Source organism: Enterobacter sp. E12 (genome assembly GCF_014596715.2).
In the GTDB taxonomy this organism is placed as follows: domain Bacteria; phylum Pseudomonadota; class Gammaproteobacteria; order Enterobacterales; family Enterobacteriaceae; genus Enterobacter; species Enterobacter bugandensis.
Genome location: NZ_CP115601.1, coordinates 1,116,272 through 1,129,869, shown reverse-complemented (window position 1 = coordinate 1,129,869; position 13,598 = coordinate 1,116,272). Strand labels below are relative to the sequence as shown.

Genomic DNA, 13,598 nt, shown 5'->3' with positions numbered 1-13,598 from the left:
TATGTCGACCTCAACAATGCCATTTAATGGGGTTTTAAAACGTTGAGTGAGAGATGGGGATACGGGGGGAAATTTTCAAGCGGAGGCCGCGCGCGCGGCCTCCGTTTGGTCAGAAAATAATCTTGTGACGTCCGGCCAGAGAGTGCGACAGCGTGGTGCCGTCGACCATTTCCAGCTCGCCGCCGACCGGCACGCCGTGGGCGATGCGGCTGGCGTCAACGCCGTACTGCGCGCACAGCTCGGCGATGTAGTTGGCGGTTGCCTCCCCTTCCACCGTGGGGTTGGTGGCGAGGATCACCTCTTTGATCGTTTCGGATTCAAGACGCTGTTCAAGGCGGTCAAGACCGATATCGTCCGGGCCAATGCCGTCCAGCGGGGAGAGATGCCCCATCAGCACGAAATAGCGGCCGGAAAACTGCCCGGTTTGTTCGATGGCGTAGATGTCCGCCGGACTCTCCACCACGCAAATCTGGCCGTTCTCCTGACGACGCGGGTTCGTACAGATGTTACACACGTCCTGCTCGGTAAAGGTCCGGCAATCCGCACAGTGACCAATTTCTGACATGGCGCGGGTCAGAGCCTGCGCCAGGCGCATCCCGCCGCTGCGGTCGCGCTGCAATAGCGTAAACGCCATGCGCTGCGCCGACTTCGGGCCAACGCCCGGCAGGCAGCGCAGTGCTTCCATTAACTGCGTGAGCAGCGGACTGGTTTGCATCAGAACGGCATCTTAAAGCCCGGCGGCAGCTGCATACCGCTGGAAACAGAGGCCATTTTCTCTTTCTGGGTTTCGTCGATACGGCGAGCGGCATCGTTAAACGCGGCTGCAACCAGATCTTCCAGCATCTCTTTGTCGTCTTCGAGCAGGCTCGGGTCGATTTCAACGCGACGGCAGTTGTGCGCACCGTTAATGGTCACCTTGACCAGACCGGCACCGGATTCACCCGTGACTTCCAGCTGAGCGATCTCTTCCTGCATCTTCTGCATTTTTTCCTGCATCTGCTGAGCCTGCTTCATCAGGCCACCCAGACCGCCTTTTCCACCAAACATAGGCTTCTCTCTTCTTTCACGTTTAAGGATTACAACCGTAAGTCAGACTCACGATCAAATGGGGCGAATACTCTCTTCATCCAGATCGGCGTCGAAGAACCGGCGCAGGGTCTGAATGTTGTTATCCGCAATAATTGCCTCGCGCGCCTGCGCGAGCTTCTCTTCATAAATGGCCTGGCGCCACTCAAGCGGCGTTTTCACTGCCGGATTATCATCTTCAATGATAGTCAATTCAACCGGTGAACCCTGTAAAGCAGCAAGCGCCTCGGCCAGCGCCTTTTGCGCGCCAGGGGAATTGAGGTGCCGCTGGCCCGGACGCAGGTGCAGACGCACCTGATTGCCGTCCTGCTCTTTCCAGGCGTTCAGCGCGACCTGCTCCACCAGCTTCGGCAGCTGGAGTTTGCTGACCTCAGCGGCCCAGGCGTCGCGCGCGATGGACTCTTCGGCGAGCTTAGCGGAAAGCTCCGGCGTTTTTTCATGCTCCAGCGCCTTTTTCAGCGCTTTCGGCGTGGCGACCACTTCCTTGACCGTTTCAACAACGGTGGTCGCCTTCCAGCGGTAAGCCTCTTCTTTCACCGGGGCTTTCTGCTCGAGCGCGGACGGTGCCGGACGCGACTGTACGCGCTCCGTTACCGAGGCCAGTCGTTCAAGCGCGGCGTTGTTCACCGGCCGCGCTCTTCCTGGCGCTGCCGGTTCACTCTTTTTTGGTTTGGTTACTCCCTGCGCACGCTGCAGCTGGCTGCGTGCGGCAAGCACCGAACTGGTGGCATCCGACAGCGGCACGTTTTGCTGTGGCGGCGGCGTCGGCTGCGGTGGCACCTGCTGCGGTGACATCACCGCCGTAGGGGCGACCGGGGCAAAAGACTGCCGCGGCGCTTCCGGTTCCGGCAACGGCATGCGCGGGTGGAACGCCAGCGCGCGCAGCAGCGTCATTTCGACGCCCATCCTGGGGTCCGGCGCGAACGGTAACTCTTTGCGGCCAATCAGCAGCGTCTGGTAATACAGCTGCACGTCGGCAGGCGGCACGGTGCGGGCCAGTTCACGCATCCGCTGTTCAATGGCGGCCATGTCCGCACCGATGGCCGACGGAGACAGCTGCAGCATCGCCACGCGGTGCAGCAGGCTGAGCATCTCAACCAGCAGCGCTTCCCACTCAATACCGCGGGCAGCGGCCGCGTTCACCAGCGACATCACGCGCTCGCCGTTGGCGGCAATCATCGCTTCGATGAGCGACAGCGCCTGATCGTCATCCAGCGTGCCGAGCATGGTGCTGACCGCTTCGGTCGAGAGCTTGCCGTCACCGCTGGCAATCGCCTGGTCGGTCAGGCTTAGCGCATCACGCAGGCTGCCGTCAGCCGCGCGGGCCAGCAGCTGCAGGGCGCGCGGCTCGTGAACGATATTCTCTTCATCAAGGATATGCTCAAGCTGCGCGCGGATCTGCTCAACGTCCAGCGCCTTCAGGTGGAACTGCAGGCAGCGCGACAGGATGGTGACCGGCAGCTTTTGCGGATCGGTGGTCGCCAGCAGGAATTTAACGTGCGCGGGCGGCTCTTCCAGCGTTTTCAGCAGGGCGTTAAAGCTGTGGCGCGACAGCATGTGCACTTCATCGATCAGGTAGACCTTGAAGCGGCCGCGCGCCGGGGCGTACTGCACGTTGTCGAGCAGATCGCGGGTGTCTTCCACCTTGGTGCGCGAGGCGGCGTCGATCTCGATCAGATCGACAAAACGCCCCTGCTCGATCTCGCGGCAGTTGTCACATACGCCGCACGGGGTGGCGGTGATCCCGGTTTCGCAGTTCAGACCTTTCGCCAGCAGACGGGCAATAGAGGTCTTACCGACGCCGCGGGTGCCGGAAAAAAGATAGGCGTGATGGATGCGACCTAGCGACAAGCCGTTCGCCAGGGCCGTCAGCACATGTTCCTGACCGACAACGTCAGCAAAGGTTTGAGGTCGCCATTTACGGGCTAACACCTGATAACTCATGGGCAGGCTCTGCAACGCTGGAAGGTGAATTTATGGAGGGGAATGCTATCACAACCTCACCCATTGAGCGAGGTTGTGAAAACCGGGATTAATGACCCGGGAAAGGCACCAGGCTGTAGCTGGTAATGCCCTGTTTTTCCAGGCGCTGTTCACCGCCAAGATCGAACAGGTTGATGATGAAGGCCGCGTCGGTCACTTCACCACCCAGACGGCGGATCAGCTTGACGGTCGCTTCGATAGTGCCGCCGGTTGCCAGCAGATCGTCCACCACCAGCACTTTGTCGCCGGGCTTGATCGCGTCAACGTGGATCTCCAGCTGATCGGTGCCGTACTCCAGCTCGTAGCTCTCGGCGATGGTTTCACGCGGCAGTTTGCGCGGCTTACGCACCGGCACAAAACCCACGCCCATCGCCAGCGCAACCGGTGCGCCAAACAGGAAGCCGCGGGCTTCGGTACCTACTACTTTGGTGATCCCGGCGTTTTTATAACGTTCGACCAGCAGTTCAATGCTGAGCGCGTACGCTTTCGGGTCTTCCAGCAAGCTGGTGACATCACGGAAAAGAATGCCAGGCTTTGGATAGTCCTGGATGCTTTTGATGCTATTTTTCAGATATTCAAGCTGCTGTGCAGTTGCGGTCATCGGTTTGTGCCTAAATGAAACAGTGTTACTCATGGCGCGCGACGAGTCGGTCAAAGTAACAGTTGTTTAACCTTTGACCAGGCGCACCTGTGCTCGAAAACGGTCGAATTTACTGGCTGCGCGCCATAATTGCAACCGCCATGATGAGGCTTCAGTGCTTTTGTTGCTTTTCATCAACCACGGGGATCCGCCACATGAAGATCAGCAGGCAGGCCAGGATCGCCAGCAGCAGAATACGCACCCACATCATGTTCACCAGCCATAACGAAATGGCGAAGGTGATCAGGATAAAGGCAATGGCGCGCGGCTTGGCCCCGGGCGGCATGGCCCGGTGTTTTTGCCAGTGCCGCAGGTAGCCGCCAAACCACGAGCGATACAGCAGCCAGTGGTGAAAACGCGGCGACGATCGGGCGAAGCACCAGGCGGCCAGCAGGATAAACGGGGTGGTCGGCAGCAAGGGCAAAACCACACCTAGCGTACCCAGCACTACCGCGAGCCAGCCAATGATGATTAAAATAGTACGCTGCATAATGCGAATCGTTATCAAACTGAACGGCTACTTTACCACTGGAGAGCGTATTGAAAACAGCACTGCTTCTTGAGAAGCTGCAAAATCAGCTGATCGCTCTGCGGGCGCAGGCCACGCCGCTGATGGGACACGCCACGCTGAAACCGCGCTTTGACCGGCAGCTTTTCCGCACCCGCAGCACCGTCATTCAGGATTACCTTGCTGAGATGCAGACCAACCTCGATGAACTTCGCCACGCGGTTGAGAGTGAACAGCAGGAACAGGTGGTGTGGCTTGCGGAGCATCTTACCGAGCAGATCACCGCCCTGCACCGCGAAATCGCCGCCTGGCCGCTACGGGCGTGGGACAGCGCCTCGCCTGGGCTGGGAAAATGGCAGCGCAAGCGGCTGGAGAACCAGGAGTTTGAGCGGCGTCTGTTTGAGATGAAGCGCGAGCGCGAAGCCCGCCTGAACAATAGCGAAACGCTGGAAGAGCAGCAGCTATTGATGCGCGAGATTAGCGCGCTGGAAGGCCGCATCGTCCGCTGCCGTCAGGCGCTGGATGAGATTGAACGCGTGATTGCACGCCTGACCCGTTAACTGGAGCCACATCTATGTCACTGGAAAATGCACCCGACGAGGTCAAGCTGGCCGTCGATTTAATTATGCTGCTGGAGAATCATGAGATCCCGGCCGAGACGGTGCTTAAAGCGCTGGAGATTGTGCGGCGGGATTTTGAGGGGAAACTTCCCCCTCACCCTAACCCTCTCCCTGTGGGAGAGGGAAAATAGATTAAGCCGGAGTCGGGTCGTCGCCCTTAATGTCGCGCTTCACTTCCGTATGCTCATCACCTTTCTCGTTACGCAGGTGAACCTCAAGCTGGTTGAAGGCGATGTTAATGTTGTTTTCACGGCACAGGCGGTCGATCGCGCGGTTCAGTTCATCAACGGTGTAGCTGCGATCGCGCAGTTCACGCACGTATAAACGCAGCTCGTGATCCAGCGTGCTTGGCCCGAAGGTGGTGAAGAAGACGTCTGGCGCAGGATCGTGCATGACTTTTGGATGCGATTTAGCGGCTTTAAGCAATACCTCTTTCACTTTATCCAGATCGGAACCGTAGGCCACGCCGAGGCGAATCACCACGCGCGTGGTGGTATCCGAGAGCGACCAGTTGATCAGACGCTCGGTCACGAACGCTTTGTTCGGGATGATCACCTCTTTACGATCGAAGTCAGTGATGGTGGTCGCACGAATTCGGATTTTGCTGACGGTCCCGGAGAACGTACCGATGGTAACGGTATCGCCGATACGCACCGGACGTTCGAAGAGGATAATCAGGCCGGAGACAAAGTTACCGAAGATCTCCTGCAGGCCAAAACCAAGACCGACCGAGAGGGCCGCCGCCAGCCACTGCAGTTTATCCCACGAGACGCCCAGCGAGCCGAATACCGTCATCGCCCCGACGATGATGATGACGTAATTCAGGATGGTGGTGATGGCGTAAGACGCCCCCTGGCGCAGGTTCAGCCTTGAGAGCACCAGCACTTCCAGCAGACCCGGCAGGTTACGAATCAGCGCCCAGGCCACCACCGACGACACCAGCGCAAACAGCAGGCTGCCCATGGTGACGCTTTTCATCACCGCCGCGCCGGCTTCGGTACCGTTGTACTGCCAGAGGGTAATACTGTCGAGATAGGCGAAGACGGTAATTAAATCAGACCAGATCGCCCAGAACATCACCGCGAACAGCGCGATCATCACCAGCATGGTGATACGCAGCGTCTGCTGGTTAACCTGCTCCAGCGCGATGGTCGGCTCTTCCTGCGGCTCCGCGCCTTCAGCCCCCTCTTTCACCTGATGCTGACGACGCGCAATGGCACGACGGTAAGCAATGCGGCGGGCCGCGACGCTTAAGCCGCGCAGCACGGTCTGATAGAGCAGGTTCCAGACGATCACCAGATAGACCGTCTCGATCCAGCGCCCGGACAGGCGCAACGTGGTGTAGAAGTAGCCCGTTGCCGTAAGCACCATCAGCGCCAGCGGAATGATCGCCAGCACCGTCACGGTGGCCAGACGGATATTGTGGGACTCTTTATCACGCCAGCTGTCGCGGCACATCGGCCACATCAGGATCGCAATCAGCAGCAGGTTGAGCAGAATGACCAGTTGACCCAGCACATCATCCATCAGATGCAGCGGGGAAAGCTCGGAGACTACCGACCAGAAGTGCAGCGGCAGGAGCGCCAGGCTGACGCGCACAATCTGGCGACGCCAGTGGCTGGTCAGCTGCGCAGGCATGTTGAAGTGACGCACCGCCACGCCGTCTTTTTCGAGCACCTTCCAGCACACGCCAAATACCAGCCAGAACAGCGCCAGTTTTTTACTGAACGCCCAGAGCAGATCGCTGACGTTAAGCTGCATCGTGAGCAGGATCAGGCCCACGGCCAGAATAATCAGGCACACCGGCAGCGCGCGAATGAGATCGATCAGAATCGCTTTTGGCGTATGGAGCTGGCTGTCGTTACGCAGTTGCCCCACTTCCGAGGCCAGCTTCGCCTGGTACTGTTTCAGCCATTTCAAACGCCAGCGGATCAGACCGGCAATCAGCAGCAGCGGTAAGCCCGCCAGGAAAGCAATCATTACCGCAGGCCAGGCTTTCTCCCAGTTCACGGTGATTTTCATGCTCTTAATCTGCGTTTTCAGCGTCTCCGGGAAGGACTTAATCCAGTCCCAGTCCATCGGCTTGTTGCTGTTCACCCAGAAAATCTGCTGCGTCAAAATTTCCTGCAGGCTTTTTGACACGCTGACCAGCTGCTGCTGGTTGATCTGCAGGTTAATTGCCATCATCAGCTGGTTGCCCAGCTGTTTATTGAGCTGGTCCAGCAGTTCACGGCGCATATCCACCACCTGGAGCAGCGCGTCATGCACTTCCGGATTTACGTCACTGGAGTGCCCCTCTTCGATTTTGGCGACGAAAGCATCACTCTGGAAAAGGGCATCGCGCTGCTGGTTGACGTCAAACTGTTCCAGACGTAAATCCGCAATGCGGTTGGTCATGTCCTCCAGCTCGTCGGCAGAGGGCAGCGTCTGCTGCTGCTGGTAGAGAATACGCGACAGCAGGAGGCTGCCCTTCAAAACCGCGATCTGCTCTTTGATGTTGCGCTCCGCCTGCAGCGCGCGATCCAGCCAGTTCTTCACTTTGATATTTTGCTGAACCAGCGAGTTGCCGCTTTCCGTCGCCAGTATCAGGCGCTGGCTGAGCTGATGGTTAGCCTCAAGCTCCTGTTTCACCAGCGGGTTGGCCTGAATGCGGGCAGTTTCGTCCGGCGAGACGGCTTCCTGAGCGGTTTTTTCCGTCAGGGTCAGGCGTTTGCTGTTTACCGCCTCCTGCAACAGCTGAAGCTGATGCTCCAGACGATTAATATTCGCCGTCACGTAATCACGCTGTTTCTGGAGCGTGTCCTGCAGCACCGTATTCCCTTCCAGGCTTTTACGCTGCTGTTCGATTTGCGCATTGAGCAGCGACTGCTGAACCAGCAGCAGGGTTTGCTGGGTCGGGCGCAGTGTGCCCTCCCCTACCGTCGTGCCGTTCAGGCGGTTGCGGATCTGCTGCAGCTGCTGAGACGCGGCGTACATCGCGTTTTGCACGCGCTCGGGCTGGGTTTGCAGGGAGACGAGCTGACTGTTGTAGGTCGCGAGGTCAGACTGTGCGGTTTGCAGATCGTCAAGCAATTGCGCGACGCGCGATTCCAGCTGGCGTAAGGAGAGCGTGGAGAGCGTTTTGCGCGTTTCATCGTCGTTATCGACGTCGCTCAGCGCGCTCAGCGCTTCCGTGGCCTTACGCATGTTCTCCGGCGCCTGCGCCACCTTCTGACGAAGCTGGGTGGTTTCAGCTTTAACGCGCTCAATCTTATCAATGTTTTCCAGCGTTTCCGTCAGATCCTGCTGGGTGAGTTTCTCCTGAGGAGAGAGCTCTTTTTGTTTGTTCAGGGTGTCGAGCTGCGACTGAATTTCGCTGCGCGAGGGAATATCAGTGCTGTTGTCTGCGCGGGCCCAGGAAAGCGGCGCGGTGGAGAAGAAAAACAGCATAGCAAAGAGCAATGCAAATACAGGATGTTGCGAGCGATTGATGGGCAGCATAGTTGTGAATGATGTCAGCAGATGACCGAAAATAGTCCGGCGTGAAGAATATCACGCTCGTCGGAAGCAGAATAGCGAGAACGCAAGCCTCTGAGATAAATCCTGGAAGGGCTCAGGCCGTGAGCGAAGGCGCGTCGCTGCGCAGCGTCGGGCAGAGCTGTAGCATTTCCAGTAAAATCGCCACGTAGCTGCGGGCTTCCTCTTTGAGGTCAAAGGATTGCGGCGCAAACAGCCAGTTTTCCATCAGACCTGAAATGTAGCTGCGCATCAGGATGGCCGCCCGGCGGGTGAGTAAATTGGCCGGTAACAGCTTTGCCTGCATACACAGGTTCAGGTTCTGTTCGATACGATCGTAGCTCTCCAGGCTGAGGCTGCGCTGCGCCTGTTGCACCACCGCCATTTCGCCCACGAACTCACATTTATGAAAGATAATTTCCATCATTAATCTGCGACGCTCTTCAACTACCGTTGCTTCAAGGATATATACTAATATTTCTCTTAATACTGAGAGTGGATCGTCAGGGAATTTTGCCCGATACTCACTCTCGAGATCGCTAATGCTGGACTCTGAAAGCTCCCAGATTTCACTGAACAGATCTGACTTGTCTTTAAAATGCCAGTAAATCGCTCCCCGCGTCACACCGGCAGCCTGAGCAATTTGCGCCAGCGAGGTAGAAGAAACACCCTGCTGAGAGAACAAACGTATTGCCACATCCAGAATGTGTTGTCGGGTTTCCAACGCTTGTTGTTTAGTTTTTCGTGCCATAGGTGGGTGAATTTACAGGAGTCAGATTTACATACATTTGTGAATGTATGTACCATAGCATGACGATAATATAAACGCAGCAATGGGTTTTTAGACTCAGGACCCTTGATCAATTTGAAATCGGACACTCGAGGTTTACATATGAACAAAAACAGAGGGTTAACGCCTCTGGCGGTCGTTCTGATGCTCTCAGGCAGCTTAGCGCTTACAGGATGTGACGACAAACCGGCTCAACAAGGAGCTCAGCAGGCGCCAGAAGTCGGCGTTGTGACACTCAAATCTGAACCTCTGCAGATCACCACAGAATTACCAGGCCGTACAAACGCTTACCGCATTGCGGAAGTGCGTCCTCAGGTTAGCGGCATTATCCTGAAACGTAACTTTACCGAAGGCGGCGATGTGAAGGCCGGTGAGTCCCTGTATCAGATTGATCCCGCGACCTATCAGGCTTCTTATGAAAGCGCGAAAGGTGACCTGGCTAAAGCACAAGCGGCGGCGAAAATCGCTCAGCTGACGCTGAACCGCTATCAGAAACTGCTCGGCACGAAGTACATCAGTCAACAGGATTACGATACCGCGCTGGCAGATGCCCAGCAGGCTAACGCGGCCGTGGTAGCAGCCAAAGCGGCTGTCGAAACTGCACGCATTAACCTGGCCTATACCAAAGTGACCTCCCCTATCAGCGGTCGTATTGGTAAATCTTCCGTGACGGAAGGGGCGCTGGTGCAGAACGGGCAGACCACTGCGCTGGCTACCGTGCAGCAGCTTGATCCGATCTACGTTGACGTGACGCAGTCCAGCAACGATTTCCTGCGCCTGAAACAGGAGCTGGCTAACGGCACCCTGAAACAGGAAAACGGTAAAGCCAAAGTGGAGCTGGTTACCAACGACGGTATCAAGTTCCCGCAGGAAGGTACTCTGGAATTCTCTGATGTGACGGTCGACCAGACCACCGGTTCCATCACCTTACGTGCGATTTTCCCGAACCCTGACAAAAATCTGCTGCCAGGTATGTTCGTTCGCGCGCGTCTGGAAGAAGGAACGAATCCAACCGCACTTCTTGTTCCACAGCAGGGTGTGACCCGTACGCCACGCGGCGATGCGAGCGCACTGGTTGTTGGGGCAGATAACAAAGTCGAAACGCGCAATATCACCGCCACGCAGGCGATTGGCGATAAATGGCTGGTGACGGAAGGTCTGAAAGATGGCGATCGCGTGATTGTTACTGGTTTGCAAAAAGTACGTCCTGGCGCGCAGGTAAAAGCACAGGAAGTGACATCTGACGATAAACAACAAGCTTCGGCCGCTGGCCAGTCAGAACAAACCAAGTCTTAACTTAAACAGGAGCCGTTAAGACATGCCTAATTTCTTTATCGATCGCCCCATATTTGCGTGGGTGATCGCCATTATCATCATGCTGGCCGGGGGACTTGCGATCCTGAAGCTGCCTGTTGCGCAATATCCAACGATTGCGCCACCGGCGGTAACGATCTCCGCAACCTACCCGGGGGCTGATGCGAAAACGGTGCAGGATACCGTGACTCAGGTTATCGAACAGAACATGAACGGTATCGATAACCTGATGTACATGTCCTCAAACAGTGACTCCACCGGTACGGTTCAGATCACCCTGACCTTTGAATCCGGTACGGATGCGGACATTGCGCAGGTTCAGGTGCAGAACAAACTGCAGCTGGCAATGCCTCTTCTGCCGCAGGAAGTGCAACAGCAGGGTGTGAGCGTCGAGAAATCGTCCAGCAGCTTCCTGATGGTTGTCGGCGTTATTAACACCAACGGCACCATGACGCAGGAGGATATTTCCGACTACGTGGGCGCTAACATGAAGGACGCCATCAGCCGTACGTCCGGTGTGGGTGACGTTCAGCTGTTCGGTTCCCAGTACGCGATGCGTATCTGGATGGATCCGAACAAACTGAACAACTTCCAGCTGACGCCGGTTGACGTGATTAACGCGATTAAAGCGCAGAACGCCCAGGTGGCAGCCGGTCAGTTAGGCGGTACGCCGCCGGTGAAAGGCCAGCAGCTTAACGCGTCCATTATCGCGCAAACCCGTCTGACCTCCGCCGATGAGTTCAGCAAAATTCTGCTGAAGGTGAACCAGGACGGTTCGCAGGTTCGTCTGCGCGACGTGGCCAGGGTTGAGCTGGGTGGTGAGAACTACGACATCATCGCGAAGTTTAACGGTAAACCGGCGTCCGGTCTGGGTATCAAACTGGCGACAGGCGCGAACGCCCTGGACACCGCGACGGCGATCCGTGCGGAACTGAAGAAGATGGAACCGTTCTTCCCGTCAGGTCTGAAAATCGTTTATCCGTACGACACTACGCCGTTCGTTAAAATTTCGATTCACGAAGTGGTTAAAACGCTGGTAGAAGCGATCATCCTGGTGTTCCTGGTGATGTATCTGTTCCTGCAAAACTTCCGCGCGACGCTGATCCCAACCATCGCCGTGCCGGTCGTTCTGCTGGGGACCTTTGCCATCCTTGCAGCCTTTGGGTTCTCGATAAACACCCTGACGATGTTCGGGATGGTGCTCGCCATCGGCCTGCTGGTGGATGACGCCATCGTAGTAGTAGAGAACGTCGAGCGCGTGATGGCGGAAGAAGGTCTGCCGCCGAAGGAAGCCACCCGTAAATCCATGGGCCAGATCCAGGGCGCACTGGTCGGTATTGCGATGGTGCTGTCCGCGGTATTTATCCCGATGGCCTTCTTCGGAGGCTCTACGGGTGCGATTTACCGCCAGTTCTCCATTACCATCGTCTCCGCGATGGCGCTGTCGGTACTGGTAGCGTTAATCCTGACGCCAGCGCTGTGTGCCACCATGCTGAAGCCGGTTCAGAAAGGTGGTCACGGCGAGCATAAAGGGTTCTTCGGCTGGTTTAACCGCATGTTTGATAAGAGCACACACCACTACACCGACAGCGTGGGCAATATCCTGCGCAGCACCGGTCGTTATCTGCTGCTCTATATCATCATCGTAGTGGGGATGGCGTTCCTGTTCGTTCGTCTGCCAAGCTCGTTCCTGCCAGATGAAGACCAGGGCGTGTTCCTGACGATGGCACAGCTTCCGGCAGGGGCGTCGCAAGAGCGAACCCAGAAGGTGCTGGACGAAGTGACGGACTACTATCTCACCAAAGAGAAAGCGAACGTTGAATCCGTGTTTGCGGTTAACGGCTTTGGCTTTGCGGGTCGTGGTCAGAACACCGGTATCGCCTTCGTTTCTCTGAAAGACTGGGCGGATCGTCCGGGCGATGAGAATAAAGTTGAAGCGATCACGGGCCGTGCCATGGGCACCTTCTCGCAGATTAAAGATGCGATGGTCTTCGCCTTTAACCTGCCAGCGATTGTTGAACTGGGTACGGCGACCGGCTTCGACTTCCAGCTGATCGACCAGGGCGGTCTGGGTCACGAGAAACTGACGCAGGCGCGTAACCAGCTGTTCGGCGAAGTGGCTAAACACCCTGACCTGCTGGTCGGCGTACGTCCAAACGGACTGGAAGATACGCCGCAGTATAAGATCAACATCGATCAGGAAAAAGCGCAGGCGCTGGGCGTGTCCATCAGCGACATCAATACCACGCTGGGCGCGGCCTGGGGCGGTAGCTACGTCAACGACTTCATCGACCGTGGTCGCGTGAAGAAAGTGTACGTCATGTCCGAAGCGCAGTACCGTATGTTGCCGAACGATATCAACAACTGGTACGTTCGCGGCAGCAACGGTCAGATGGTGCCGTTCTCATCCTTCTCAACGTCACACTGGGAATACGGCTCTCCGCGTCTGGAACGTTACAACGGTCTGCCGTCGATGGAAATCCTGGGCCAGGCCGCACCGGGCCGAAGCACCGGTGAAGCCATGAACCTGATGGAAGAGCTTGCCAGCAAACTGCCTGCGGGTATCGGCTATGACTGGACCGGTATGTCCTATCAGGAACGTCTGTCCGGTAACCAGGCCCCTGCCCTGTATGCCATTTCACTGATTGTGGTCTTCCTGTGTCTGGCGGCGCTGTACGAGAGCTGGTCAATTCCGTTCTCCGTTATGCTGGTGGTTCCACTCGGGGTTATTGGTGCGCTGCTTGCGGCAACGTTCCGTGGATTGACCAACGACGTGTACTTCCAGGTAGGCCTGCTGACAACCATTGGCTTGTCGGCGAAGAACGCGATACTTATCGTTGAATTCGCCAAAGATCTGATGGAGAAAGAGGGTAAAGGCCTTATTGAGGCGACGCTGGAAGCGGTGCGTATGCGTCTGCGTCCAATCCTGATGACCTCTCTGGCGTTCATCCTCGGCGTAATGCCGCTGGTTATTAGCTCCGGTGCAGGCTCCGGTGCGCAGAACGCGGTCGGTACAGGTGTAATGGGCGGTATGATCACCGCGACCGTACTGGCTATCTTCTTCGTCCCGGTGTTCTTCGTGGTGGTGCGCCGCCGCTTCAGCCGGAAGAATGAAGATGTTGAGCACAGTCATTCGGTAGAACCTCACTGATACCGGTTTCA

The 13,598-nt window shown here is 56.9% G+C and carries 11 protein-coding genes and 1 other annotated feature; of the genes, 4 read left to right on the top strand and 7 right to left on the bottom strand.

Annotation, left to right across the window (positions count from 1 at the left end):
- Nucleotides 1-109 precede the first annotated feature (109 nt).
- The 5 genes from recR to IB212_RS05320 all read right to left on the bottom strand — a co-directional run bounded on the left by recR (nucleotide 110) and on the right by IB212_RS05320 (nucleotide 4,199).
- Nucleotides 110-715, bottom strand: coding sequence for a recombination mediator RecR (recR, locus tag IB212_RS05340; protein ID WP_006809843.1), 606 nt, complete (start codon nucleotides 713-715; stop codon nucleotides 110-112).
- Nucleotides 715-1,047 carry a YbaB/EbfC family nucleoid-associated protein gene (locus IB212_RS05335; RefSeq protein WP_003858972.1) on the bottom strand — a complete coding sequence of 111 codons (333 nt, stop codon included), beginning with the start codon at nucleotides 1,045-1,047 and terminating at the stop codon, nucleotides 715-717. The genes recR and IB212_RS05335 overlap by 1 nt, the downstream gene beginning before the upstream one ends.
- A 54-nt stretch (nucleotides 1,048-1,101) precedes the next feature.
- Nucleotides 1,102-3,030: a DNA polymerase III subunit gamma/tau gene (gene dnaX, locus IB212_RS05330; protein WP_163333618.1), complete on the bottom strand. Its 1,929-nt coding sequence runs from the start codon at nucleotides 3,028-3,030 to the stop codon at nucleotides 1,102-1,104.
- Nucleotides 1,708-1,772: a sequence feature (DnaX frameshifting element), on the bottom strand. Its footprint overlaps the gene before it by 65 nt.
- Before the next feature lie 88 nt (nucleotides 3,031-3,118).
- Nucleotides 3,119-3,670: an adenine phosphoribosyltransferase gene (apt, locus tag IB212_RS05325; protein WP_000127359.1), complete on the bottom strand. Its 552-nt coding sequence runs from the start codon at nucleotides 3,668-3,670 to the stop codon at nucleotides 3,119-3,121.
- 151 nt (nucleotides 3,671-3,821) lie between these two features.
- Nucleotides 3,822-4,199: a DUF454 family protein gene (locus tag IB212_RS05320; RefSeq protein WP_041911057.1), complete on the bottom strand. Its 378-nt coding sequence runs from the start codon at nucleotides 4,197-4,199 to the stop codon at nucleotides 3,822-3,824.
- Nucleotides 4,200-4,249: 50 nt separating this feature from the next.
- Here IB212_RS05320 and priC point away from each other — a divergent pair, with 50 nt between their 5' ends.
- Both priC and rsmS read left to right on the top strand, forming a co-directional pair.
- Nucleotides 4,250-4,777 (top strand): primosomal replication protein N'', encoded by a 528-nt coding sequence (gene priC / locus IB212_RS05315; RefSeq protein ID WP_041911058.1) that lies wholly within the window; start codon nucleotides 4,250-4,252, stop codon nucleotides 4,775-4,777.
- Nucleotides 4,778-4,791: 14 nt separating this feature from the next.
- Complete coding sequence (gene rsmS / locus IB212_RS05310) at nucleotides 4,792-4,968, top strand: pleiotropic regulatory protein RsmS (RefSeq protein WP_045631461.1); 177 nt, start codon at nucleotides 4,792-4,794, stop codon at nucleotides 4,966-4,968.
- Nucleotide 4,969: 1 nt separating this feature from the next.
- Here rsmS and mscK read toward each other — a convergent pair whose 3' ends face one another.
- Nucleotides 4,970-8,317, bottom strand: coding sequence for a mechanosensitive channel MscK (gene mscK, locus IB212_RS05305; protein ID WP_188246078.1), 3,348 nt, complete (start codon nucleotides 8,315-8,317; stop codon nucleotides 4,970-4,972).
- A 112-nt stretch (nucleotides 8,318-8,429) separates the two neighbouring features.
- On the bottom strand, nucleotides 8,430-9,083 hold the full coding sequence (acrR, locus tag IB212_RS05300; RefSeq protein ID WP_023310602.1) for a multidrug efflux transporter transcriptional repressor AcrR: 654 nt from the start codon (nucleotides 9,081-9,083) through the stop codon (nucleotides 8,430-8,432).
- A 141-nt stretch (nucleotides 9,084-9,224) separates the two neighbouring features.
- On the opposite strand from acrR, the gene acrA reads away from it, so the two are divergent.
- Both acrA and acrB read left to right on the top strand, forming a co-directional pair.
- On the top strand, nucleotides 9,225-10,418 hold the full coding sequence (acrA, locus tag IB212_RS05295; protein WP_041911060.1) for a multidrug efflux RND transporter periplasmic adaptor subunit AcrA: 1,194 nt from the start codon (nucleotides 9,225-9,227) through the stop codon (nucleotides 10,416-10,418).
- Between the two features lie 22 nt (nucleotides 10,419-10,440).
- Nucleotides 10,441-13,587 (top strand): multidrug efflux RND transporter permease subunit AcrB, encoded by a 3,147-nt coding sequence (acrB, locus tag IB212_RS05290; protein WP_041911061.1) that lies wholly within the window; start codon nucleotides 10,441-10,443, stop codon nucleotides 13,585-13,587.
- Nucleotides 13,588-13,598 lie beyond the last annotated feature (11 nt).